The organism is Enterococcus sp. 3H8_DIV0648 (assembly GCF_002140655.1).
GTDB classification, from domain to species: domain Bacteria; phylum Bacillota; class Bacilli; order Lactobacillales; family Enterococcaceae; genus Enterococcus_A; species Enterococcus_A hulanensis.
Genome location: NZ_NGLG01000001.1, coordinates 644,844 through 670,310, shown reverse-complemented (window position 1 = coordinate 670,310; position 25,467 = coordinate 644,844). Strand labels below are relative to the sequence as shown.

The window sequence follows — 25,467 nt, the reverse complement described above, 5'->3', positions numbered from 1 at the left end:
GTTTCAGCCTTATCACCATTATTAAGCTTTTTGAGCAGGTAAAATATTTTCCACATCTGTATGAGGTCGTGGAATCACGTGTACAGATACTAATTCGCCGATACGTTGTGCTGCTGCAGCTCCTGCATCAGTTGCTGCTTTTACTGCACCAACATCTCCTCGAACCATCACCGTTACTAATCCCCCACCGACAAATTCTTTTCCGATTAATACAACATTTGCAGCTTTTACCATTGCGTCCGCTGCTTCAATTGATCCAACTAATCCTTTTGTTTCGATAAGTCCTAATGCTTCTGATTTCATAAAAATATCCTCCTAAATTTTATCTGATTATTATTACTTCGGATTTCGAAGTTAATCCCATGGCGTTTGCTTCTTCTGTATCTAAATGACATTCCAGCTGAAAGTTCTCGCTAACGCGAACAACGACATTGTTGTAAATACCGCCTCGCAGACCTTTCAATTCTAATCGCACGATTTGATTGTCCGATACTTGGAATCGTTCAGCATCTTGCGGCGTCATATGAATATGACGCTGTGCGATGATCGCTCCTTTTTTGAGAACAACGGTTCCTTTGATTCCAATAATTGTCAACCCTGGTGTATTTTCAATATCCCCTGATTGACGGACTGGAGCTTGGATTCCCAACTTAAAACAATCTCCATTGAGTATCTCTACTTGTGTGGCTGTTCGAGCAGGTCCTAAAACTCTGACTTTCTCGATTACACCTCTCGGACCAGCTATCAGAACTGTTTCCTTACATGCATACTGACCGGGTTGTGACAAATCTTTTAATCTGGTTAATTCATAGCCTTTTCCAAACAACCTTTCAACATCTTTTTGTGACAAATGAATATGACGATTGGAAATACCTAGCGGAATGTATAACCCCTCACTGTTATCGTTTAATACCTTGATAAACATATTGACTAACTCTTTGTATTCAACCATATTAATGACCACCGTTTTGTTTTAACAAATCTACCAAACCGGCCAATAACTGTTGCATGTCATCTTCAGTTGTTTCTTCAGATTTTTCTGAAACACAAGGAATAGACTCAATTTCTTTGATTCCATAAGCAACTCGCTTAATATTGATCAAATGCTCTGGTGTGACATTATCTGATGTCGCACTTCCACCCCAAGTTCCACAACCTAAAGTAAAGGCTGGTGAAATCGCAGTACTGACTCCGACTCCCCCTTGTGTAGAACCAGTATTGACTAAAATTCGGAATACTGGCTTCGCAGCAAACTTCATCACAATCTCTGGATTCTCAGTATGCATTGAGAAGCTGTGTCCGATTCCGCCATTATTTAGCAAGGCAATACTTAATTCGCAAGCCTCTTGCCAATCCTCTACTGAGTAAAAACCTAAAACAGTTGTTAGCTTTTCATAGGACAACGGAAATCCTTCACCAACACCGTTTTGTCTGCCGATCAGTACCTTTGTTCCTTCTGGGATATCGATATTTGCCGCGGCAGCGATGACTCGTGCTGGTCGCCCTACGAATCTTGCATTCATCGCATGACCTTTGACAAATAATATTTTTGCTACCCGCTCTGTTTCTTCCGGTGTCATGAAGTATCCTCCTTGACGCTGGAATTCAGCAACCACTTGCGGTTCGATACATTTTTCAGCGATAATAGCTTGCTCGGAAGCGCAAATTGTCCCATAATCAAAGGTTTTACTTGCTAAAATGTCTTTTACTGATTTCTTTATATTTGCTGATCGTTCGATATAGGCTGGTACATTACCAGGACCAACACCCAATGCTGGTTTGCCAACACTATATGCTGATTTCACCATCGCAGATCCGCCAGTTGCAATAATCAAAGCAATCTCACTGCTTCGCATCAATTCATCTGTAGCCTTCATGGAAGGTTTGGAAATGCAAGTAATAATATTGTCTGGTGCTCCTGCGGCGACTGCTGCTTCATTCATTAAGCGGGTCGCTTCCATCGTGCATTTCAATGCTGATGGGTGAGGAGAAATAACGATCCCATTTCGCGATTTAATGGAAATGATTGATTTATAGATCACTGTAGAGGTTGGATTCGTTGAAGGAATGATTCCCATCAACAATCCCATGGGTTCTGCTATTTCCATCATTTTATTTTGCTGATCATTCTTTATGATCCCAACCGTCTTCATATCTTTGATCGACTTATAAAGAGTGCTTGATGCATGATGGTTTTTGAATGTCTTGTCGGCTATATTACCGAAGCCAGTTTCTTTGTTAGCTATTTTCGCTAGCTCTTCAGCTTTTTCTTCCGCAACTTTCACCATATTGATGATAATTTTCTCTATTTGAGCTTCATTATAAGTGGCTAGTTGCTCTTGGGCTATTTTACCTTTTCTAGCTAGCGTTCGTGCCTCTTGGATCGATTGAAGATCACGATCATAATGGCATTTGTCCAAAGCATTCCCTCACTTTCTACTGATTCGTGTATTTCTCGAAATGTTCACGAAGAACAGCTCTAGTCGCTGTCTGCAGCTCTTCATTTGTCATTCCTAGATTATTATATTTCTTTGCCAGTTTTCTAAGTTCCTTTACATTAAGCTCTTTGTAATCTTCCTTGATCCTTAGTTCTGGCTTGCTTGATAGTGATTCTACTTCAGGTTCATCATTTTTTTGTTCAAGCTTAATTTCTGATTCTGGTTGCGGAACTTTTTCTAGAGACTCTGTTTTCAATTCCAACTGAACACCTGTTTCAGTTTCCCCTGATTCTTTTAAAACAGTCGGCTTCTCTTTTTCTTTAAAAATCACATCTGATACTTGCTCGTTCGGTCTTGGAATAACATGCTGGCTCAGCAAGGTTTCACTGCCAAAGTTTTGTGTGGCTGATGCTCCTGCATCAACTGCAGATTTAACCGCACCTACATCTCCAGTAACAGTGACCGTTACAATCCCGCCACCGACAATCGAACGTTCTATCAATTCTACTTGAGCAGACTTCAACATTACATCGGCTGCCTCGATAGCAGGAATCAATCCGCGTGTTTCAATAAATCCAATTGCGTCCACTGTATGCTCCTTTCTTTACTATTTTGGATGAATGGTCAGAAGCTTGCAGACTTCATCAAATGATACTTGTGTTGATGTATTCTTCGGAAAATGAACACAGTCACCCTTTTTTGCAATAACCTTCTTGCCATCCATATCAAAAGTTGCTTGTCCTTCCAACAAAAGAAGAAATTCTTCGGCTTCAAAGTGATGTTGATAAGTTTTTTTCGATGTTTCCAAAAAGTCTATCGTTAAGCCACCAAAGATGTTAGAAAATAAGGTTTGTTTTTTCCAACTGCCTTGAGAGAAAAGTTGAATGCTCTCCCCATAAATCAGCTTGATATCGGAGCTATCCGTTTCATAACGATATGGTTCTTCCAAATTGTTAATCATGTTCTGTACAAAATCACGATTACTCATTAGCACTTTTAAAGAATCAAGTAAATGCGATTGCTCTATCATTTCATTAGATTTCTTTTCTTTGATAATACTGATTCCATGTTCTTCAGCCAGATCCATGGCTGCAGGTGTAACAATTGCCCTTTCTTCTACACAGCATTCTGTTTGGTCGGCTTCAATCAATTTCAGAATTGTTGCGATGCTTACTAATTGTTTCATTTTTTACCCACCGTTTCCTAAAAATGGCAGTCTTCGTCAATGATACCGATAACGACAGCATCAATTGGCAGTTCTTTCTCAACAAAAATTTTTCGTGCGGCAGAACCTTTTGTGACGATCACTCGGTCTCCAATCCCAGCACCAACAGTATCCACAACAATAAAGCGCTGAGCTTCTTGTTCATTACCAATCGGTTCGGCCAGCATGAATTTCAGTCCGTTCAACGAATCTATTTTTCTTGTCGCCCAAACATTGTCTACTAATTTGGCAGCTATCATCTCATCAGCCTCTTTTTTTCATTTTCTGCTTAATATCATCGATTGCAGTTTCTACTGAAGCAGTATCCCCAAAAAGTGCTAGTAAAATCATGTTTTGCGGGCAGCTTCCGCGAACATCCACTGCAATGATCCCAGCAGCTTTCTCGGCTAAATCCGCAGCACAAACCATATCGATCAGCTTACCTTGAATTAAACCGATAGCATCGAATTGTTTGAAATCAATCTCTTTATTGGTTTGACTCAACCCCATCCGCTTAGTAATGATCTCTAAGGTTCCTCTAGATGGTGACTTTATTATTCGAAAATCCATTTACTCATCCTCCTAAAGAACCTGATCAGTGCAGTTCAGTGCAATTCCTAACGGCGTGACAAACATCGGATTATCAGGTTTATAAGTTGCTATACCTGTCTTCTTTTCGATGATCTTTTCAATACCTGTGAGACAACAAGTTCCGCCAACCAAATAAATTTCTTGAACGTTATGCTGTGAAATGTATTCAGAAACGATCGAGGATACTTTTTCAATCACTGGTGTCAATACCGGCAACAATTCTTGGTGATGGGTTTCATCTCTCTTATATTTATCAGCTTCTTCAAAAGAAATCTTATATGCACCAGCCACTACTAAAGTGAAGTGCGTTCCACCTGTTGCCTGATCATCTACACTAATCACTTTTCCATTTTCAATGATCGCTATACCTGTCGTTCCTCCACCGATATCCACGATCACCCCATTTTCTATTTTTAAAACAGCATTGGCTGCAGTCGGTTCATCTAGTAATGCAGTCAATTCAAACCCTGCTGCCTCAACGACATGACGAATGGCCCCGCCGTCTAACTGCTCAGTTCCTGGAGGAATCGCAGCGGAACAATACATTAACTCCGTTTCGAGTTGCTTTTCTAGTTGTTCTTTCAATTCTCGAACAATTTGAATCGCTCCTAAATAATCGACAACCATACCGTCTTTAACAACACTCGCATAACGATATGCACCAGCTACTGGCTGATGATCAGCATCCAAGACAGAAAGAACGATACATGACGTTCCTAAATCGACTCCAGTATAGTAAGTCGATGTTTGATTTTTTTTAGGAGTATTGATTGTGTGTTCAAAATTAGAAACCAATTGGTTGCAATAGGAAAAAGTATTTCTCACTTCCATCATGTAGCTTCACCACCCAGTATTTTTTTCATCATGCGAATGAGTTCCCACCTAATTCGACGAAATTCATTGTACATCGTTTTGTTGAGCGATTCCTTCAGTTCATCGGCAATTAACAAACTCAACTGTGTCTGTAACAAATTTAGAACTGCTAGCTCTTTGCCACGAGGCAACAGTACATGGAACATGGTTATTTCCACATTTTCAACCTCATCAACAATTTCTTTTGCTGTTCGAAGTAAATGAGCTTCTTGCATTTGTTGATAGAGCATCGATAATTTTTCTGCCATTACAGGGTCTGACTCAACCGTCAAACTTACAGATAAAAGAAAGAGCGATAAGATCAACTCAATATCTGGTTTCTCCCTAACTTCAATTACTGTTGTTTTCTGAAGCTGTTCGGCTTCTTCGTCAGTAATTGTAATTTTCCGATCAATTAAAAATTGCCGCGCTTCCGGTGTCAATCTCGTATCAGTAGATAGATGATAGACCTCAAACGGAGTTCGGATAAAAGCTGTGCGAATGTCTTGTTCAGTGATAAACCTCATCTTTTCCTCCTAATTCCGCGATCCATTGCTTTTTCATCGTCCCTAGTTTTTCATCTTCTAAATCAAATACATACCACTCATCGACTCCCGCTACTTTCAAATAATCAATCGCTATCTGTTTTTCTGCTTCTGTCTCAGGAAGTTTAATCAATCCAATCGCTGGACAATTGAATGCTTTGACAAAATGTGGCGGATAGAGATTCGTCAATCGTTTGCCATCTGCCATGCACAGTAGTCTTCCCGCAGTTTGTGAGATTGAAAAAAGATAGCGATACATCCAATCATTCTCTAAATAAGCAGCAGGAACGTCAATCGTATATTTTCCGTAAATTGCGTCTTGAGTCTTCTTCAAGGGACGGTTCGTTTCATTTAACCAATTAGCCACTGAGGATTTCCCACTATTATCCGACCCTATAATCATGAGATGCTTCTTCATGTTCGAGTAACCTTTACAACAGTGAACTCTAGCATCTCGCAAAGCATCTGATTAACAGACACGACAGAAGTCTCTACACTGGCAACATCACCTGTGATTACAAGCGAACCTGTAAAACGATCTAAGAATCCTATTTCCACATCAGCAGCCTTTGTCGCTACATCGGCTGCAATGATGGCTGTCTCTGATGGGGTAAATGTCATAATTCCAACAGAACCAGAATTTTCTACTCCTAAACGTTCACAAATATCAGGCATTGGCGAGGCGAGTACATGAGCTAAGGTCACCTGTTTTCCAGGAACGGATTCTTGAATGATTCTTTCCATTTTTTCACCTCTTTAATGTCGGATGACTTTCACCGGAAAATCGTAAGTTAAAATTTGTTCCTCAATCAAATCTAGATCTTCATCACTCAAAGACAGATCTTCAGTTACTGGATAGATTTGATCGAGTTGATCGTATTTATTGACCCCGAGTTTGTGGTATGGCAATAGATCAATTCCTAGAAAATTCCGATGATTCCTATAAGGTTGTAGAAATTCAATCGTTCGATGAATTGTTTTGGGATCATTGTTTAGCCCTTTCATTAATGGCATACGTACCTTGATATTTTTTCGATTTTCGATTAAATCCTTTAAATTTTCCAAAATACGTTCATTACGTACCCCAGTCAATTCCAAGTGACGCTCTGAATCAATCTGCTTTAAATCAAATAAGAATAGATCGCAAAATTCACCGATCTTCAAGAGATCTTTCAAGGAGGTATGCCCACAGGTCTCGATCGCTGTATGAATGCCATGCGCTTTGCACTCCATCAAGAAATTAGTTGCAAACTCACTTTGAGTTGTAACCTCACCGCCGCCTAACGTAACACCACCGCCTGAGGTTTGATAAAAGGGAATATCTTCGATCGCAATTTCCAAAAGGTCTGATAGCAGTCGGTCTTCCCCAGCAATCGATATCGCACGCTTCGGACAAACGGCTTCACAAGCGCGACAACCAGAACAATTGATTGTACGATCCACGTAATGACCAACTTCAGCATCCATTTTATGAATCTTCATCGGGCAAACTTTAACACATTCCCCACAATCAACGCACATATTTTTCTGGAACATAACTTCATACTTACGGTCGATACTTTCTGGATTGGAACACCAACGACAGCGAAGTGGACACCCTTTGAAGAAGAACAAAGTTCGAATTCCTGGACCATCATAGATCGAATATTTTTGAATATTGAATATTCGTGCTTTTCTTTCTATTTGAACTGTTTCCATCATAATAATCCCCTTTGTTCTCCTTAATCATTTTTTTTAAAAATGTTCCAGCATCGTACGACTGATAATTTCATCCTGAACTTCTTTACACAATTCAGTAAAGTATGCGCTGTAACCAGCAACCCGAATAATCAAATCGCGATAGCTGTCTGGATCACTTTGCGCTTTTTTCAAAACTTCATCGTCGACGTAACTGAACTGCATTTGACCATTTCCTAATACTGAAGCAGTTCTTAACAACGTAATTAATCCTTGACGACCCTCTGGAGTTTCCAGTAAACCTTTCAAAATCTTAAAGTTGTGAACCATACCAATATTCATGGCTGCAACATCCATTTTAGAAACAGATTTAATGATCGCAGTTGGCCCTTTTTTATCAGCGCCTTGTGTTGGACTGATACCATCTGAAAGCGGAGTCCATGCACGACGGCCATTAGCTGTTGCCCCTGTCATCTCACCAAAAGGGGTGTTGTTAGAAATTGACAAAGTTCCATGACTGAATACTGAGTATAAAGTCTTGTATTGACTGTGAATTTTTTCAGTCCAATTCACGATATCTGCTGCAATTAAGTCCGCATAGTCATCATCATTTCCATATTTAGGTGCATTCAAACAGTCTGCATGAATTTTTTCATAGCCGACAAAGTCCGCTTTTGTCGCATCGCGAATTTCTTCTAGGGTGTATTTTTTCTCATCAAAGACTAGTTTTTTGATTGCTGCCATCGAATCTGCATATGTTCCTAATCCAGACCACACCAATCCTGGGCCCCAATTATTAACACAGCCGCCAGCTGAAACATCGCGACCAGATTCCATACAACCTTCCATCATCAAGGACATCAATGGTTTCGGTGCCATATCTCGATGGACACGCTGACTGATGACCGTACCAACTGCTGAAAGTCGTGTGATGTACTCAATTTGTTTCTTCACTGCCTCTTCAAATTTTTCATAAGTGTCAAATTGAGCGACAGCTCCTAAGTCCAATCCTGGTTTCAGGTCACACCATAGCATCAAGCCACGATTTAATACGAATTCGATAGCTACCGGCCATTGGGTATACCCTGTTGAAGTCCACTGATATAGTCGTCCAGCTTTTTGCGGCTCTACACAACCCATCAAGCAGTAGTCTCTAGCATCTTCCATGTTGAACCCTTTTGCTAGCATCATCTTGATATGCGAATCATCGAAATGACAAGCTGGGAATCCTAATCCAGCACGAACAACATCTACGATTTTCTCTAGATATTTTTGCGGAGATTGATTGTGAATCCGGCACGACAATGATGGTTGATATACACCTACGTGACGAACAGCGTCCATCAGCAAGTAAGTCAAATCATTGGTTGCGTCTCCACCTTCACGCTTCACTCCACCGACACACATATTGACGAACGGCTGATACCCCGCAAAGAATTTAGACCCGCCCTCGCTAGAGATCCACATCATTTCAGAACACTTGATCAAGAAGTTCCCCGCTAATTCAAAAGCCATAAAATCGTTTAGATGACCAGCTTTTTTATCTGCTTCATAGAATGGATACATGTATTGATCTACACGACCAACAGATAAGCCAGTTTGGTTTTCCTCAATCATGAATAAAGATTCTACAGTCCAAACTGTTTGTAAGGCTTCATGGAAAGTTCTTGGTTTATTGGCCGGAACATGAGCATTGACCTCACCAATACGCTTCAACTCTTCTTTACGTTTAGGATTAATTTCTTTGTCTGCCAATGCAAAAGCATGATCAGATAGACGTTTTGCATAAGCCATAACACCTTCTGTTGTATCAATAACTGATTTATAATAATAAATTTTGTCGATATCATCCGGATTTTCCATTGAAAGTCCTTCTAAGTGGTCCAAGGCTTCTTTTTGAATATCCTTCATACCTTTCTTCATTAAGATGACATCATAGCCTGGGTTAGAATCCCCACCACCATTAATTTGATGGTATGATAAGTCACTAACAAACGCTTCACCAGAAAATTCCCAAAGTCCAGCTTCACGATATTGCTCTTCGCAAGCTTCATCTAGCGAACGCGTTTCCCAGAATGGGAATAATTCTTCACGCATGATTCGTTTATCTTCATCAGAAATATAAAAAGGATCTTGCGCCCGTTCGTGGATTGTATCAATCTCATCTCTCATCCAGCGCCACGCGATATCAGGTGAAAAAGCTCCAGCTCTTGGTGCACCACAAGGATGCCCAACGATCAATTCGTTGTCTTGTATCAATAATGGGGCTTCCTCACAGGCTAAACGAAAAGCTTTTGCGCGCATCATAATTTTGGGCAAGCCAGGATTTTCTTTCATCATTTTCGTAAAAGCTTTTGCGCGATGAGTGGTAATTGAAGGTACCGCTTTCAAATAATTGTCTTTTAGTTCTTTTAGACGCTGAGTCATTCCTTCTGGATAGTTTTCTGCACCGTATGCAGTTGGAACAGCTACCGATTCAGTTGTTCCTGTTCGACAAGCAGACACTGAACCTTCTTGAGTATTCAATTCTTTAGAAATACCTTGGAAAAGTTTCAACATTGCAGAGCGTTCTTCTGGTGACATGTTCGCTGTAACGTCCGCAAATTTTTCGGAAATTTCATTAATATTCATAAACAAACCTCACATTCTTTAATATGCTTTTTTATAAATCATAGTTAATTCTTCTTTTGTCGGCTTGATTGGATTTGCCGGTGTGCAGCGATCCAGCATAGCGGCTTCTACCATTTTCTCAATCGCTGTTTGGTATACTTCTTCCTCGATTCCTAGCTCAGCAAAACCTGATTCGATATTAAGTTGCTTTTTCAATTTCTTCACAGCATCAATATAACTGACTAATCCTTCGCGGACAGTTCTCGCTGGCAACCCCAGCAATTCGGCTAGCTTCGAATACCGCTTTGCTGCACGATTAGCTGCAGACTTTTCTAAGTCCCCATTAAACGCGATTACTTCTTCTAACAACAAAGCATTACAACGTCCATGAGGTAAATGCAGCGTTCCACCAATGGCGTGAGCCAAACTGTGATTGATCCCCAATCCAGCTTGATTGAAGGCGAGACCTGCCATGCAAGAAGCATTATGAACGTGATCCCTAGCATGTTCGTTACCAATATCCTCTGCAATTAAAGGTAGATTTTCGAATAGCAAGCGAATGGTCTTTTCTGCCAATGCATCTGTAAAATCTGTAGCATCGTTGGCAACATATGCTTCTGTCGCATGTGTCAAAACATCCATTCCAGTATCAATGACCACTTTCCTCGGCACACTAGCGACGCAATCTGAATCTAAAATTGCCAGATCAGGCGCCATATATTCATCGACCAATACGATCTTGTCGCCCTCTGCCGTAATAACGGAAAAGTCTGTTACTTCTGAACCGGTGCCGCTTGTCGTCGGAATAGCTGTAAAATAGGGCTTTTGAAACGTATCTCCCATCATTTGATAAGCACTATAGAAAATTCCCTTCGCCGCATCAATCGCTGAACCACCGCCCATTGCGACCAACACATCTGGTTGAATTTGTTGTAATATCTTTAGCCCATCTGCTAAAACTTTGGTGTCCGGATCAGGACGAACATCTGTGAAAACATGACTTGTTATACCAGCTTCAGATAAATAGCCTTTGATTGTTTCGATGTAACCAATCTCCTCAAGAACTTTGTCTGAAATGATCAAAGCTGTTCTTCCTTGCAAATTTTTTAATTCTTTTAGAGAGCCAGGATTGCAGATGATTTTAGTTTTAAATGAAAACTTCTGGTTAATCTTTATCACCTCACTCCATCATTTTTTTTAATAATTGTGCAATCACTTCTTCAATTGTTTCCTTTGCTTCATCCTGAGTTTTCTTCTCAAAACATTCTTCGATTTCTCTCACACCGTACCCAATATTTCGAATCGTCGTTAAATGCTCTGGAGAAATATTATCGCTAGAAGACATGATTCCAAAAGCGTTGCTCCCGAGCGTCATAGAAGGAAACAGATTCGTTGTAGCGCCCATACTGCCAAAGGTAGAAGGTGTATTCACAAGCATACGAGAAACTGGTTTCTTCAAAGCAAACATACGAATTACTTCTTCATCCCGTGAATGAATCACTAATGTGTGACTCTTCTGAGTTTCCATCAAAAGTTCTATACATCTTTCACAAGCATGCTGCCAATCATTTTCTACATAATAAGCCAATATGGGACTTAAAAATTCCTGTGCAAATGGATTGCTTTCATCGACATAAGGCTGCGCGTAAATCAAAAGCTTCGTATCAGACGGAACGATCACATTCGCCTGGTCTGCTAGATATACAGCCGACTTACCAACGTAAGCTGGATTCAATGACCCATCCTTCTTACATAGTAGGTTTAACAGTTTCTGCTTTTCTTCATCTGTCATAAAGTACGCACCCTGACGTTTGAACTCAGCTTTTATTTCTTGATCTATCGGCTGATCAACAACGATCGACTGTTCTGCTGCAGAAATCATCCCATGATCAAATGTCCTGCTGTCGATAATGTCTTTAACCGCCTGAGGGATATCACAAGTTCTTTCTATGAAAACAGGTCCATTGCCGCTACCTCCGTATATATACGGCTTTGCTGACTGCTTCAATTTATCAATAACTTTTGGAATTCCAGTTGCTACTAACAAGGAAACATCTGGATGCTCCATCAATTCCTGTGTTCCTTTTTTTGACACTAATTGCATACAACTAATAGCTCCTGGTGGATACCCAGCATCTTCTGCCGTTTTGGCTAAAAGCTTGATCACACCGCGCACCGTTTCTTTCGCTCGCGGATGCGGCGAGATGACGATTGCATTTCCTGATTTTACAGCGATCAACACATTATGGATCGTCGTAGAGACAGCACTGGTGGCAGGAATCATACTGACAATCACACCCACCGGCACACCAATTTTCAACAGTTTCTGGTCTTTGTTCTCATCAAGAATGCCAACAAAACGTTGATTTTTTAGACGCTGTGGAAGATACTCTGAAACAAAACGGTTTTTGATAACTTTATCGTAAAACGTTCCATAATCAGTTTCTTCAACTGCCATCTTCGCCAATTTCTCGATATGAGGGTGAAGTGCTTCACTCATCTTCTCGACCACGAAATCTAACTGATCCTGTGAAAAGCTTTTTAACTCCTTTGCCGCATCACGTGCAAGTTCGATATTTATCCTTGCCTCTTGGATAGATAACAGATCATTATCTACTCTATACTTCATGCTCGTCTCACTTCCTATCTTTTTTATACATCAAAAGAATAGCGAGTAATGATTTTTTCAATATCGGAGTGGGGATGAGCAATCACATTTTGAGAATAAACTTCTCCACCCATACTTTCTACTGCTTCAACACCTGTTTCCACTGCGGCTTGTACTGCACCTACATCGCCTTTCACCAGAACTGAGATATAACCAGAGGCAACATTTTCATATCCAATCAGTTCAACATCCGCTGCCTTGCACATCGCATCCGCCGCCTCCATTACAAAAACTAAGCCAAACGTTTCAATAAATCCTAAAGCATTATTCATCCGGTTCTATACCTCCTCTTTAGTTGGAATCAATATCATGTGCCATCACGATATGACCTATTGGTCGAATTGGTCTGGGCATAGTATTAAATGCAGTTACTTTCCCAATTTTAGAAGCTGCCTCTGCACCAGCTTCAACAGCAGATTTTACTGCTGCGACATCACCTTTTACCATGACTGTTACCAAGGTAGAGCCTACATTTTCATAGGAAACTAACACTACATCTGCTGCTTTCAACATCGTATCTGCCGCTTGAATAGCAGGAACCATTCCAATCGTTTCTACTAATCCCAATGCTTCATCTCCACGATATTCCATCAATTGATCCTCTCCTTACTTGCTTACTTTTTTTGACGATTGCGTTTATCTTGTTCGATGAGTCAATGCTATCATGCAGGTGGATGAGAAAATCGCAGATTTAATAGATGATTTTTGCATTTTTGCAACCGATTACTTTTTTTCAAGTTGCACAATCGATAGATTCTTGCACAATTATTAGATGCGCGGAAAATAGAATTATTTTGGCTACTTTTTGCAGATACTTGTCATTCTCTTTTTTTTTCAAATTCTATGCAGTATAATACTTTCATAAATGTTACAGTTATAGGACTTGGATTGCAGAAGGACGGTTGAAGAAATGGATGTGCCAATAGTGACGGATAATGTATATGAACAATATCAATTAGAGACATCGCGGATAATTACTCAAACTCTGCGCTCTTTTTTTAATGATGAGACATTAAGGTTTGATCGTTCACGCTTTGCCGGTGGACTGACAAATTACAACTATGTAATGAATATTCATGGTGAAGACTATATTGTGCGTCAGCCCGGTCCATTGACTGAGGTGATGATTGATCGGAAAATAGAAGAATTTAATACTGAAATCGTAGCAAATTATTCTATTAATTCTGAATGTGTCTTCTTTGACGCTGAAACAGGAATCAAGATCAGCCGATTCATCCCTAACAGTCATAATCTGGCTCAGCTCAACCCTACTTCTTCAAAAAATTTGAAAGCAGTTTCAGATTTAATGAAAAAAGTCCATACAATGCCTCGTTCGTTTCGTAATATTTTCTGTTGGAAGGCAGAATTAAAAAAGTATGAAGAAGTTGTCAAAATGGTTAACGGTATTTTCTTTTTTGACTATATTTCTTTGAAAAATAAGGCCTTTGCCTTTTGTGAAGAAAACATCCAAAATGTCGAACTTGTACCATGTCATAATGATACCGTTCCAGAAAATTTCTTATTAGGTGAAAATGATGATTATTATTTGATTGACTGGGAGTATTCAGGATTGAATGATTTGAATTTTGATTTGGCGGCTTTTATCGTGGAAACGCGATTGACTCGATCAGAAATCGATGAGTTGCTTCATAATTATTACGGAGATAATATTCCTAATAATGCAATCCAAAAAATAAAATCCTACATCCTAATTCAGGATTTGTTATGGACCGTCTGGGCAATCATTCGTCATTACTCAGGAGAAAATTTTGCTGATTATTGTGAAATGCGGTATGAGCGTTTTCGTAGAAACACCTTGGAATTGACCAAAAACAAGGATTATCCTTTAGACAAAATGGTAGAAACAGTTGAATAATTATCTCTTTAAATAGTAAATTATGTAGCTTTCATATATAATTGGCAGTCTTTTTATGTATTGATTAAACTTTGTGAAAATCATTTTTTTGAAGCATGGACAATTCAAATACAAAAAGTCTCACATTGGATCTCATTTCCAATGTGAGACTTTTATTATCCAATAATAACACTTTCCTCGGGCAGTTTATAATGTCCGGTATTTCCTTTTGTTAATCGCAGCGTTAATGAGAATCCTACAGTCAAGATACCAACTCTCCCAATATACATTAAACCGATGATCAAGAGTTTTCCCATTAGACTCAAACTCGGAGTCAAACCCATCGTAAGTCCGACTGTACCAAAGGCAGAAAAAGTTTCAAATAGAAGGTACTCGATTCCCCGAAAACGCGGCAATACTTCTGTCACTGACATCACCATAGTCACCGCAATACATAAAGTCAACGTAATAAAGAAAAGTGTAAGTGCGCGCGAAACTACAGATGGGCGAATGGTCCGTCGAAAGGCTTCTGCATGAACTCTTCCTTTCAACATAGAAATCGTTTGAATCAATAAAACCCCAAACGTTGTTGTTTTGAGTCCCCCGGCTGTTGATCCCGATGTTCCTCCAATGAACATGAGGACAATCGTAAAGAGAATGCCCGCCTGGCTGACATTTCCATAATCAACTGAAAAGTAACCCGCGGTTCGAGCTGTCACAGACATGAAAAGCATATTCGCAAAACGATTGATTGGAGATGTATCGCTGACGATAAAACGCCCACCAGATTCTGAATTATAAAAGACTACTGTTCCAAAAATCAACAGTCCAATCGAAACAGTCAAAGCCAGCTTACTATGAAGGCTTAATCTCCTAGTTTTACGAAAAGCCATCAAATCCTGCCAAACAATAAATCCTAATCCGCCAGCAACAATCAACCCTGAAATCACGAGTAATACATACGCGTTGTCTTGGAACCCAACTAAACTATCTCCAAATAAATCAAATCCTGCATTACAAAATGCCGAAATAGAATGAAAAATGGAATACCAGACTCCTTTTGCTAGTCCATAAGATGGAATAAAATCAACTGCTAATAAAATGGCGCCTACCAGTTGAAAGCCGATCGCAAAGCGTAAAATATAGTACATCAGTTTGATTACACCGGATAGATCATCCAAATTTAAGGACTCGCTTAAAATGATCCGTGTCACCAAGCCAACTTTTTTCTTCATAACTGCAAAAAAAATAAACGGCATCATCATGAAGCCTAAACCACCAACTTCAATCAGAACCAAAATGATCAGTTGCCCGCCCATATTCCAGTGTTCGCTAGTAGTTAGCGTCGTTAAGCCAGTTACGCAGGTCGCCGATGTTGCGGTGAACAAAGCATCAATAAAAGGTGTTTCTTCACCAGATCTTGTAAACACCGGCAAAGTCAATAACAAACTTCCTAGCAGAATTACTCCACCAAAACCTAAAGCAATAAATTGAATCGGATAGATTTTAAACGGCCAGCGTTTTTCTTTATTCATAAATTCCTACCTTCAAAAAAAGGTACTACTTTCTCAAGTAGTACCCATATTCTTAACTTTGATCATGCGGGTAACTCCCGCACGCTCATTTTCTTCCAACTTCATTTTGATAAAGTAAATTGTTTCTTCCAATTGAGGGATCGTCATATATTCTAACGCATTGACCCGTCGTCTTGTCTTTTCAATTTCTTTTGCCATGAGCTGGCAAGTCTTTTCGATTTCAGTCAGTTCCAATAGCTTTGGTAAAACCTCAGTAAATTTTTGAATACTTTGATCCAAATCATCATTAGAGTTTAAAAAACCATATTCTAGTGGACCATCTGACAATTCCGACTCGTGTTGAAAATTCATTATCGGTACTTTGACACTCATGACATCTTTTTCGATCACATCAAGAGACACACGCTCTTTAGGAACAGCCAACAATTCTTCAATATATTTATCATTCAACAACGCATCTGCTACCGAAAAATTCTTCATTGCTTGCTGCAGCTCTTCTTCAACTTCGGCACGCATTACGTTATTCTTCTTGACTAATAAAATGAATCGTCTCATCAGCTCATCTTGCTTGTCCTTTAACAGTTTATGACCACGACTAGCAGTGGTCAGCTGCTTTTTCAGTCGTGTGAGTTCCATTCGTGTTGGATTGACATTTAATTTCACCATAGGATCAAACTCCTTCTGTTAAATATTCGTCCAACATATCGTCTTTGATCCGTTTCAACTCAGTTCGCGGTAACATCGCTAAAAGCTCCCAACCAATATCCAACGTTTCGTCGATCGAACGATTTTCGTAAAAACCTTGATTAACATATTCTTCTTCAAATCGCTCCGCAAACTTCGCATAGATTTTATCAACATCTGATAAAGCAGAGTCACCAAGTACCACTGCTAATTCTTTCGCTTGTTTACCTTGGGCATATGCCGCAAACAACTGATTCATTGTTGGTGCATGATCTTTTCGTGTCTTTCCTTCACCCGTTCCTTTATCTTTCAAACGAGACAGCGAAGGCAAAACATCGATTGGTGGTTGAATACCATTTTTGTCCAATTCACGAGATAAAATGATCTGTCCTTCTGTAATATAACCAGTCAAATCGGGAATCGGATGGGTTTTATCATCTTCCGGCATCGTAAGGATTGGAATTTGAGTCACTGAACCTTTCAGACCGCGAATTCGGCCAGCACGTTCATATAATGTAGCTAAGTTAGTATAAAGATACCCTGGGTAGCCACGGCGTCCTGGTACTTCACGACGAGCTGCTGAAATTTCTCGTAAAGCTTCACAGTAATTGGTCATGTCCGTCATGATGACTAATACGTGCATCCCTTTTTCATAAGCTAAATACTCAGCCGCTGTCAACGCCATTCGTGGTGTCGCAATTCGTTCGATTGCTGGATCGTTTGCCAAATTCATAAAGACGACTGAACGATCGATCGCGCCTGTCTGGCGAAAGTCTTCCATGAAAAATTCTGCTTCTTCAAAGGTAATACCTATACCCGCAAATACTACAGCAAAATCATCATCCTTATTCAGCACGGTCGCTTGACGTGCAATTTGTGCTGCCAATTCTTTATGGGGCAAACCAAATCCTGAGAATACAGGAAGCTTTTGTCCTCGGACTAGTGTATTCAAATGATCGATTGCCGAAATACCCGTTTGAATAAATTCATCGGGGTAATCCCGAGAAACAGGATTGATTACTTCCCCGTTAATATCGACATTTTTTTCAGCTAAGATTTCTGGTCCGCCATCTTTAGGTCGACCCAGTCCATCAAAAACACGCCCAACCATATCTTCTGACACGCCCAACTCTAAAGGATGTCCTAAAAAGCGCGCTGTCGAATCCTTTAGATTGATGCCACTGGTTCCTTCAAAAATTTGAACAAGAGCTTTATCCTCGTGAATTTCCAGTACTTGTCCACGACGCAGCTCACCATTATTCAGTCGAATCTCAAGCAGTTCTTCATATTTGATACCTTCGACTTTATCAATTGCCATCAAAGGTCCGACCACTTCATTGATGGTGCGGTATTCTTTAATCATTGGTCATTCCCCCTTCAGCAACAATCGCTTGAATCTCTGTTGTGATATCCAAATTAATTTGATCTAACTTTTCTAATTCAGTTTCAGGAATGTATTTGCTACGTGCAATTCGATCTCGTAAGATGACTGTTCCATCGATAATTTCCTTCAAATAGGTTCCTAACTCTAAAGCACGTTGGCCTTCCTTATTGAAGGTCAAAATATTTTGGAGCATTTTGAACTGTTTTTCTCTCGATGTGAAGGTGTCTACCTCATCAAAAGCATTTTGCTGCAAATAGTCTTCACGTAAAGACTTCGCGACCTCTAGCGTCAAGCGATCTCTCTCTGATAATGAGTCAATTCCGACTAAACGAACGATTTCATTTAGTTCAGATTCTTTTTGCAGCATCCGCATACCTTCTGCTACCATTTGTGACCAGTTTGTTTGTAATTCATTATCTAAATACCTTCCAACTTCAGAAGAGTACAATGAATAACTTTGCAACCAATCAATTGAAGGGAAATGACGTTGTTGAGCTAATGTAGCACTTAATCCCCAGAAAACTTTTACAACACGTAGTGTATTTTGTGTTACTGGCTCAGAAGTATCCCCTCCTGAAGGTGATACCGCACTGATAGCCGTAATTGAACCTTCACGTCCATCGCTTCCTAATGCAATAACTCGTCCAGATCGTTCGTAGTATTCCGCCAAACGACTACCTAAATACGCTGGATAACCTTCATCACCAGGCATCTCTTCTAAACGTCCACTCATTTCACGTAAGGCTTCCGCCCAACGTGAAGTAGAATCAGCCATAATCGCAATATTGTATCCCATGTCACGAAAATACTCAGCAATAGTGATTCCAGTATAAATAGATGCTTCACGTGCAGCAACGGGCATGTTTGATGTATTAGCAATCAAAATGGTCCGCTCCATTATGGATTCGCCTGTTGTAGGATCGATTAACTCTGGGAACTCGTTCAATACATCAGTCATTTCATTCCCACGTTCACCACAACCTACATAGACAACAAGATCCACATCTGCCCATTTTGCAATTTGATGCTGAACGACTGTTTTTCCAGCCCCAAATGGTCCAGGGACTGCTGCCGCGCCGCCTTTTACCACTGGGAAAAAGGTATCAATTACTCGTTGTCCAGTAATCATTGGTGCCTCTGGATTTAGCTTTTCTGACACAGGACGTCCACGACGCACTGGCCATTTCTGTAACATAGAAAATTCTTGCAAACCGTTTTGTGTCTCGATCACATATACAGTATCATCGATCGTGAATTCTCCAGATGAGATTTTCTTCAAAGTTCCTTTGATCCCATTCGGCACCATAATTTTATGCGTAATAATTTTAGTTTCTTTAACCGTTCCAACTATATCACCAGCAGATAACACTGCTCCTTCTTCAACAGTAGCCTCAAACCACCATTTTTTCGTATGATCTAATGCTGGAATCTGAACACCACGGCTAAGAAAATTACTATTAGTTTGTTCTTTAAATGTATCTAACGGACGTTGAGTTCCGTCAAACATTTGGGAAACAATGCCCGGTCCTAGTTCAACCGAAAGTGCTTCCCCCGTTGTCCTAACTGGTTCGCCTGGTCCAATACCCGCAGTCTCTTCATATACTTGAATGGAAGCAACATCGCCACGCATCTCAATGATTTCGCCGATAACCCCAAGGTCACCTACGTAACAAATATCTTGAATAGCTGCTTGCTCCATTTTTTCTGCCAACACTAGTGGACCAGAAACTTTTGTTATTCTACCTTCTTGCAAGTCATTAGCTCCTTTATAAAATATTCTGTCCGACCGCCCGTTCAACTTGTCCTTGAATCAAAGACTTACCAATTCCTAAAGTTCCCTCGTGATTAGGAATCAATACAATCGCCGGGATCATCTTTTCTTCATAACGTTTGATTGTATCGGGAACAAGCTGAGCAAATTCTTCGGTAATGTAAATAATTCCATAGTCATTTTTAGCCATTTCATCAATTTGTTGACGAATAATTTGCTTATCTTTTGTTGTTCTAGTATCAAAATCGAAGAGTCTGAAAGGCAAGACAGAATCCTTATCACCGATTGCAGCAATTTTATGTGCCATATGTCTCACGCATCCTCTCTCTAATTTGATCATCCGTTAAGCCAACTCGTTTACCTGTGATGATTAAGCGAAGATTTTTTGTTTCAATCGCCTTCGCATTTAATAACGCTAAAACTGGTAGCGGTCCAAATGCTTGTGTTTGTGCAGTTTCATAAAAGCTTGTTAAATAATCATCACAAAGTCTTTCCAACTGACTCAAGTCAATTGTATTATCCTCAATAATAGGTTCGATTATTTCATTATAAGTAGTGGTTCTCAAATAACTAATTAGCTTTTCGAGACCAACTTCAACACAATCGAGTAATTCTTCTTTTGGAATACTTCCTTGGCTAGACAGCGCAGTCGACATAAAGTTTCGACTTCTTTTCTGTTTAATCCCACGTGCCGTCATCAAAATATTGGTAAAATCGATGAAGCTGATAACTTCTTGTGTCAGCTCTGGTTCGTTTATCGTGTCAGCTATTTTTCGCTGACAATATAAAAATTTTCGATCCAAAATAATATCGATTCCTTGTAAACTGTTGGATTCTTCGAAATGCTCCCTGACCTCTCGGATACTATCAAGCAAAATATTTGGTAATCCGCTTGCTTGACCAGTTCGAATGGCCGTCTTGATCTGCTCTAAAGAATAAAAACCATCGTAAATATAAAGCTCATCAAAATTTTTATCTAACAAATCAGCTTTGATTAATGCTTTAAGGTTATGAAAGGTAAAACGCATTGTATAGATCCAAATAACATTCGGATCAGGAATAATCTTTACCAATTCTGCCAACAGATTATCTTGCGCGGTTCCCAGAGCTTCTTCAAAGCTTTCATAGAAATCATCTGACAAAAATTCACCATAAATCGTTCCTCTAAAAAGAGCTTCAACCTCTGTCAAATCTTCAGCTTTTATCATTCTCGCCATAAGCTCAGGAGCCAGCAAATCCAATTCTTTCAAACGAACCAGCGGATTCAATTCATGATACGTAGATTGTTTCATTCAATGCCTCCTAATTCGTAGTCTTTTAAAGCAGTGTTTATTCAAAAAGCGTCTGAGCCGTTTGATAACTTTCTCGCTGTTGAATTTCTCTAACTAAACTCTGATATAGAAAGTTATACTGCACACCTTCTTTATCTAAAACGAATCCAGCCTGACCAGTAATTGGTTCATTACCCATTACTAATTGATAAGCAAGCTTGCGGTTTTGCTCGTTCAACCATTCTTCACTAAAAACTGCTTGCGACTTTTCGCCAGGAATAAAAACTAACTCGCCTTGCAATTGCATCTTTTCCAAAGCATTATGAGCAAATTTTTGCTGCTCATTTAATGTCCAGTTTTCCATTTGAGTCACAGCCTCAGCAAAAACACGCTCCAAAATAGCTTGTTTTTGATTTAGAATCATCTGTTTTTGAGCAACCTGTTGCCGATTCGTAGCCTGCTTGTAATTGTTTTCTAAGTTTTTTAAATTTTTCTCCAAGCGTTTTTGGTGTTCAGCTTCTATTTCTGTCAACTCCGCTTGAAATTCTTGATCAATCCGTGCTGTTTCTTTTTCTTTCAGCTGACGCTGTTCCAGATCTGCTTGCTGATTCAACTGTTCGACTATTTTTTCGATTGCTTCCATCAGAAATACTCCTTACACTTGTCCAACTAACAAGAATGAGATAACGAATCCTAAGATCGCATATGTTTCAACCATGGCAGCATAAATGATTCCTTTTGTTGAATGCTCTGGTTTTTTCGCTAGAATTTGAATACCAGCGGCGGCTACCTTACCTTGGGCAATCCCAGAAAATAGACCAGTAAATGCAATCGGTAATGATGCCCCTAGATAGCCTAAACCTTGAACCACTGTCAAATCACTTGATAAATTTGTAAAAATTAAGAAAGCAATAACGAAACCGTATAATCCTTGCGTTCCTGGTAATAACTGCAAGATCAAGGCCTGACCAAATTTTTCTGGTTGACTAGTAGTCAAAGCGGCAGCAGCTTCACCAGTCATACCGACACCTTTAGATGATCCAATACCAGAAAAAATTGTTGCTGTTGCCATTCCTAAGATTGCGAAAATAATACCGCCACTGTTGTTAATCAAATACTCCATCATTGTCTAAAATTCCTCCAATTATTTTTCTTGTTCAATATTTACATATTTTTCTTCCGACTTTAATGGACGAAAGGCACGTCCTCCGCCTTCGTAGAACTTACCGAAAAATTCTACATATTGTAGCCGAGCTCCATGAACATAGGCCGATAGTAAAGATAAAAAGATATTTAAGCCGTGCAGAGCTAACATTAATAAAATCCCAACACTAAATCGTGCAATCGGCGGCATATAACCAACCAGCATATTAAATGCTGCTGCAATACTGCCCCCAGAAATCCCTAATGCCATCAAACGTGTGTAACTTACTAAATCACCAATATAACTGGTAATTCCATACAAATTGTAGGCGCCTTTTGCTAACCCTTTGATCTTAGATTTCGATTGAAACATCGGTGTAATAACAATCAATAAAGCACTAAATACTGCTAAACCAACACCGATTAAAAATAGCGGCTGACTGTTCATCAACATTTTTCCTAAACCACCAACAATCGCTCCAACCATTATTCCTTGCCACGCAAAACCATCTGACACAGCGCCTAAATAATTCTTGGCCTTGATGTTTTCTTTTGCAGCTAAGCCTAGTCCAATAAAAATTTGTATCACACCAAAGATGATCGATAGAATTAAAATACTGATAACATCATCACTCGTTGAAAGAATCGGTGTGTAACCAAGCGAAAATCCAAAGAATGAATTATAAATTAACCCCCAAATGATGGTAGGTACAGCCAAGATTTGGAAAAAACGCATGAAACGTTCCATTCCACGTGGCAAAATCGTTCTTAATCCAATCGTTGTCGCTACTAACATTAATGCCCCGTAGCCTGCGTCAGCCACCATCATTCCAAAGAATACAAAGTAAAAAGGCATAAACCAGGGTGTCGGATCGACTTCATGGTATTTTGGCAAGCTGTACATCTCTGTCAGCATCTCAAATGGTTTCACCACTGCATTGTTTTTTAATTTTGTTGGTATTTCTTCATTGATCTCAATGTTTGTAGGCTCTTCAATCTCAAGGTAAAGATTTTCACTGCCTATTGCATTACTAACAAAATTTTCAAATGCCTTGAAGGTTTCCGTTTCGATCCATCCTTGCAGCAAGAATAATTTATCATCCTTGATAAAACGGTCGTGGATCAGCCAACGATTTTTACGTGCTAATAGAACCTCTTCTGCAGTTTCCAAGTTTTCAATCACGCTTTTTTTCTGTCCGATTAATTGAGCCAGTCGTTTTTGCTCTTCGACTAACTCAAGCAATTCTCGCTGAATAGCTGTCAGTTCAGCCTTGGGTAAATATGGACGATTGTAAGTAAACGCAGTTACACTAAATTGACGCGTTAGTTCTTGAACTTCTCTTTGTTCGGCACGCAAGTACAATAGAACAAAATTAACAATATGATCGTCACTATAAATGATTTCACGATGAATCTGTCTATCCTTTAATTCCTGTTCAAATAATTCCCAAATACTCGCATCCGCAGTTCCCAAAAAGCATTTTGTTGAATGTAGTGAATAATCCTTTGGTAAAAAATCTAATGACTGCCACTTTTGCAAAAGATTCTCTTGTTCCTGCAGACTCAATTGTTTCGAGTTAGCCTCTGAAAAAAACTGTTCTAATTCTTGGATACTCTCCAATTCTGATAGCATTGCTTCTTCATCGAATGTTTCTTCCAATTCTCGTAAAGTCGCTCGCTGACGTTTAAGATGATTTCCTTTTTCACGACTGCTACCATGGTGTTCCACGAATTGTATGGCATGTGTTATTTGTTCTAACTGATGATCGACTCGTGCTAATGCATCTTGACTAGGCAGAGGATCAACTTCATTGAAATATTTTTCTACCCAATCATTTGTAACTGATTGTTCAAAAAGATTTCGAATCTCCACCCCTTGGAATCCCTGAACCGCAGATAGAATCTGTTCACTATACCCTTGCTGGGCAATCAAGGTCAGCTTACTCATTTTACTGACTGCCATATTCTGAGATCACCCTTTCAATAATTTTTTGAATCGTTTGTTCTTTTTTTACCATATATTTTTCTTCCATCATCCTAATCGCTTCTTCTGCATTACTAGTCAGTTCCTTTTCCTCAGCCTCCAATCCTGCAGCTAATTCTTGTTCTCTTTCTGATAAGACAGTAGAAAAGTTTATTTTTAGCTCTTCACGTTTTTCTTGCAATAATCGTTTCTTATTTGCTTCATAAACCGCTAATTCCGCTATTAACTTTTCTTTTTCTCTTTCATTTTGCTCTTCAGCAGATTTTATTTTTTCTAAAGCTTCTAACACACAAACCCTCCTTTAAGATACAAAAAAAGAGCGCAAAACTCTCAAGGTTGCTCTTCTCACCCCTTGAAGAACACGATCCTTGAAGCTTACGCCCAACCATTTTGTATTTATTCAATGAACATAGTATATCAAAAAAAGCGATGTTCGTAACTGTTTTTCGGTAAAATGGTTAAAATTTTAATATGTTGGTTCTGCAACTCACGTCTATTTTATAGTAGTTTTTTACAGAGAAAGAATGAGAAAAAATTAATAAGTGAATTACTTGCTTTTTAAGTTTTGACTATGGTATCAAATAATAGAAGGAGTGGTCGGTCATGAAAAAAAATATTATCGGAATAGCAGCAAATCAACACTATCAAAACAACCAAGATTTTTTTGATCAACAGTTTACCTATAGTCCGCAAGGCTTTATCGATGGGGTACACCAAGCTGGAGGTCTGCCCATCTTACTACCTATCAGCGATCCAGAATTAGCCAGTGAATATATCGCATCGATCGATAAACTATTATTAGCTGGAGGTCAAGATGTAACACCCTTTCTTTATAATGAGGAGCCTCATCCAAAATTAGGCCCAACCAGCATTGATCGGGATACTTTCGAAATGGCTTTAATTAAGGAAGCAATCAAACAAAATAAACCGATTTTTACGGTTTGTCGAGGAACGCAATTGTTGAATGTCACTTTAGGAGGGACTTTGTATCAAGATTTAGCCCAATATCCTGATTGGGAAGTAAAACATGATATGTTTCCTACTGTTCCTGACTTTGGTCTGCATTCTATCACTGTTAAGTCTGAGTCAACTTTAGCTCCACTTTTTGGTGAACGAGCACAAGTCAACTCTTATCATCATCAAGCCATCAAAGATTTAGCCGAAAGTCTTGTACCGATTGCATGGGCTCAAGATGGTATCATTGAGGCCGTCGAAAGCCGTGAAAAAAATACGAAAATTCTCGGTGTACAATGGC

General features: G+C 39.5%; 29 protein-coding genes and 1 other annotated feature. Of the genes, 2 read left to right on the top strand and 27 right to left on the bottom strand.

All coding sequences use genetic code 11. The features are described from left to right. Positions 1–21 precede the first annotated feature (21 nt). From eutM to A5875_RS03010, 17 genes are read right to left on the bottom strand one after another with little or no spacing between them, the layout of a single operon-like run. On the bottom strand, positions 22–303 hold the full coding sequence (gene eutM, locus A5875_RS03090; RefSeq protein ID WP_088932243.1) for an ethanolamine utilization microcompartment protein EutM: 282 nt from the start codon (positions 301–303) through the stop codon (positions 22–24). A 19-nt stretch (positions 304–322) separates the two neighbouring features. Then, positions 323–952: a phosphate propanoyltransferase gene (locus A5875_RS03085; RefSeq protein WP_088932242.1), complete on the bottom strand. Its 630-nt coding sequence runs from the start codon at positions 950–952 to the stop codon at positions 323–325. A 1-nt stretch (position 953) separates the two neighbouring features. Further along, positions 954–2,420, bottom strand: coding sequence for an acetaldehyde dehydrogenase (acetylating) (locus A5875_RS03080; protein ID WP_088932241.1), 1,467 nt, complete (start codon positions 2,418–2,420; stop codon positions 954–956). Positions 2,421–2,436: 16 nt separating this feature from the next. Further along, positions 2,437–3,027 carry a BMC domain-containing protein gene (locus A5875_RS24270; RefSeq protein ID WP_088932240.1) on the bottom strand — a complete coding sequence of 197 codons (591 nt, stop codon included), beginning with the start codon at positions 3,025–3,027 and terminating at the stop codon, positions 2,437–2,439. 18 nt (positions 3,028–3,045) lie between these two features. Next, positions 3,046–3,624, bottom strand: coding sequence for a cupin domain-containing protein (locus A5875_RS03070; RefSeq protein ID WP_088932239.1), 579 nt, complete (start codon positions 3,622–3,624; stop codon positions 3,046–3,048). A 17-nt stretch (positions 3,625–3,641) separates the two neighbouring features. After that, on the bottom strand, positions 3,642–3,902 hold the full coding sequence (locus tag A5875_RS03065; protein ID WP_088932238.1) for a EutN/CcmL family microcompartment protein: 261 nt from the start codon (positions 3,900–3,902) through the stop codon (positions 3,642–3,644). A 4-nt stretch (positions 3,903–3,906) separates the two neighbouring features. Continuing rightward, a complete protein-coding gene (locus tag A5875_RS03060) occupies positions 3,907–4,212 on the bottom strand; it encodes a BMC domain-containing protein (protein WP_088932237.1) in 306 nt (101 codons plus the stop codon). A gap of 12 nt (positions 4,213–4,224) precedes the next feature. Next, positions 4,225–5,064, bottom strand: coding sequence for an ethanolamine utilization protein EutJ (gene eutJ / locus A5875_RS03055; protein ID WP_207114190.1), 840 nt, complete (start codon positions 5,062–5,064; stop codon positions 4,225–4,227). Next, positions 5,064–5,612, bottom strand: a complete 549-nt coding sequence (locus A5875_RS03050; RefSeq protein ID WP_088932235.1) for a hypothetical protein — start codon at positions 5,610–5,612, stop codon at positions 5,064–5,066. Before A5875_RS03050 ends, eutJ begins: the two co-directional genes overlap by 1 nt. Next, complete coding sequence (locus tag A5875_RS03045) at positions 5,596–6,033, bottom strand: EutP/PduV family microcompartment system protein (protein ID WP_207114175.1); 438 nt, start codon at positions 6,031–6,033, stop codon at positions 5,596–5,598. The genes A5875_RS03050 and A5875_RS03045 overlap by 17 nt, the downstream gene beginning before the upstream one ends. 11 nt (positions 6,034–6,044) lie before the next feature. Next, positions 6,045–6,374: an ethanolamine utilization microcompartment protein EutS gene (gene eutS / locus A5875_RS03040; protein ID WP_088932233.1), complete on the bottom strand. Its 330-nt coding sequence runs from the start codon at positions 6,372–6,374 to the stop codon at positions 6,045–6,047. Positions 6,375–6,386: 12 nt separating this feature from the next. After that, positions 6,387–7,331 carry a choline TMA-lyase-activating enzyme gene (gene cutD / locus A5875_RS03035; RefSeq protein WP_207114172.1) on the bottom strand — a complete coding sequence of 315 codons (945 nt, stop codon included), beginning with the start codon at positions 7,329–7,331 and terminating at the stop codon, positions 6,387–6,389. A gap of 33 nt (positions 7,332–7,364) precedes the next feature. Continuing rightward, on the bottom strand, positions 7,365–9,938 hold the full coding sequence (gene cutC / locus A5875_RS03030) for a choline trimethylamine-lyase (RefSeq protein WP_088932231.1): 2,574 nt from the start codon (positions 9,936–9,938) through the stop codon (positions 7,365–7,367). 18 nt (positions 9,939–9,956) lie between these two features. Continuing rightward, positions 9,957–11,096: a 1-propanol dehydrogenase PduQ gene (locus A5875_RS03025; protein ID WP_207114170.1), complete on the bottom strand. Its 1,140-nt coding sequence runs from the start codon at positions 11,094–11,096 to the stop codon at positions 9,957–9,959. A gap of 1 nt (position 11,097) precedes the next feature. After that, positions 11,098–12,546 carry an aldehyde dehydrogenase family protein gene (locus A5875_RS03020; RefSeq protein ID WP_088932230.1) on the bottom strand — a complete coding sequence of 483 codons (1,449 nt, stop codon included), beginning with the start codon at positions 12,544–12,546 and terminating at the stop codon, positions 11,098–11,100. A 23-nt stretch (positions 12,547–12,569) separates the two neighbouring features. Further along, positions 12,570–12,857 (bottom strand): BMC domain-containing protein, encoded by a 288-nt coding sequence (locus A5875_RS03015; protein WP_088932229.1) that lies wholly within the window; start codon positions 12,855–12,857, stop codon positions 12,570–12,572. Positions 12,858–12,876: 19 nt separating this feature from the next. Then, positions 12,877–13,176 carry a BMC domain-containing protein gene (locus tag A5875_RS03010; RefSeq protein WP_086303983.1) on the bottom strand — a complete coding sequence of 100 codons (300 nt, stop codon included), beginning with the start codon at positions 13,174–13,176 and terminating at the stop codon, positions 12,877–12,879. Between the two features lie 319 nt (positions 13,177–13,495). Here A5875_RS03010 and A5875_RS03005 point away from each other — a divergent pair, with 319 nt between their 5' ends. Beyond that, the gene (locus A5875_RS03005) at positions 13,496–14,461 is read left to right on the top strand and encodes a choline kinase family protein (protein WP_176244608.1); all 966 of its coding nucleotides are present in this window, start codon (positions 13,496–13,498) and stop codon (positions 14,459–14,461) included. 155 nt (positions 14,462–14,616) lie between these two features. Here the strand turns inward: A5875_RS03005 and A5875_RS03000 are convergent, their stop codons facing one another. Genes A5875_RS03000 through A5875_RS02955 form a run of 10 tightly spaced genes read right to left on the bottom strand, consistent with a single transcriptional unit; the run spans position 14,617 to position 24,501 of the window. Beyond that, positions 14,617–15,975: a TrkH family potassium uptake protein gene (locus A5875_RS03000; protein ID WP_088932228.1), complete on the bottom strand. Its 1,359-nt coding sequence runs from the start codon at positions 15,973–15,975 to the stop codon at positions 14,617–14,619. Between the two features lie 33 nt (positions 15,976–16,008). After that, a complete protein-coding gene (locus A5875_RS02995) occupies positions 16,009–16,641 on the bottom strand; it encodes a V-type ATP synthase subunit D (protein WP_088932227.1) in 633 nt (210 codons plus the stop codon). Positions 16,642–16,645: 4 nt separating this feature from the next. After that, positions 16,646–18,022 (bottom strand): V-type ATP synthase subunit B, encoded by a 1,377-nt coding sequence (locus A5875_RS02990; protein WP_088932226.1) that lies wholly within the window; start codon positions 18,020–18,022, stop codon positions 16,646–16,648. Next, positions 18,015–19,796, bottom strand: coding sequence for a V-type ATP synthase subunit A (locus tag A5875_RS02985; RefSeq protein WP_088932225.1), 1,782 nt, complete (start codon positions 19,794–19,796; stop codon positions 18,015–18,017). The genes A5875_RS02990 and A5875_RS02985 overlap by 8 nt, the downstream gene beginning before the upstream one ends. A 13-nt stretch (positions 19,797–19,809) precedes the next feature. After that, the gene (locus A5875_RS02980) at positions 19,810–20,121 is read right to left on the bottom strand and encodes a V-type ATP synthase subunit F (protein WP_088932224.1); all 312 of its coding nucleotides are present in this window, start codon (positions 20,119–20,121) and stop codon (positions 19,810–19,812) included. Continuing rightward, positions 20,111–21,106 (bottom strand): V-type ATPase subunit, encoded by a 996-nt coding sequence (locus A5875_RS02975; RefSeq protein ID WP_088932223.1) that lies wholly within the window; start codon positions 21,104–21,106, stop codon positions 20,111–20,113. Before A5875_RS02975 ends, A5875_RS02980 begins: the two co-directional genes overlap by 11 nt. A 37-nt stretch (positions 21,107–21,143) precedes the next feature. Next, a complete protein-coding gene (locus A5875_RS02970; protein WP_088932222.1) occupies positions 21,144–21,728 on the bottom strand; it encodes a hypothetical protein in 585 nt (194 codons plus the stop codon). Between the two features lie 12 nt (positions 21,729–21,740). After that, positions 21,741–22,211 (bottom strand): V-type ATP synthase subunit K, encoded by a 471-nt coding sequence (locus tag A5875_RS02965; protein ID WP_088932221.1) that lies wholly within the window; start codon positions 22,209–22,211, stop codon positions 21,741–21,743. 18 nt (positions 22,212–22,229) lie between these two features. Beyond that, positions 22,230–24,191 (bottom strand): V-type ATP synthase subunit I, encoded by a 1,962-nt coding sequence (locus tag A5875_RS02960; protein ID WP_088932220.1) that lies wholly within the window; start codon positions 24,189–24,191, stop codon positions 22,230–22,232. Next, a complete protein-coding gene (locus tag A5875_RS02955) occupies positions 24,178–24,501 on the bottom strand; it encodes a hypothetical protein (RefSeq protein WP_088932218.1) in 324 nt (107 codons plus the stop codon). Before A5875_RS02955 ends, A5875_RS02960 begins: the two co-directional genes overlap by 14 nt. A gap of 50 nt (positions 24,502–24,551) precedes the next feature. After that, positions 24,552–24,599 (bottom strand) — a sequence feature (sodium ion sensor (DUF1646 type); this cis-regulatory element may regulate processes involved in with the transportation of sodium ions). Positions 24,600–24,815: 216 nt separating this feature from the next. Between A5875_RS02955 and A5875_RS02950 the strand changes: the two genes are divergently transcribed. Next, positions 24,816–25,467: gamma-glutamyl-gamma-aminobutyrate hydrolase family protein (locus A5875_RS02950; RefSeq protein WP_088932219.1), on the top strand; the 652-nt coding region annotated here is incomplete at its 3' end.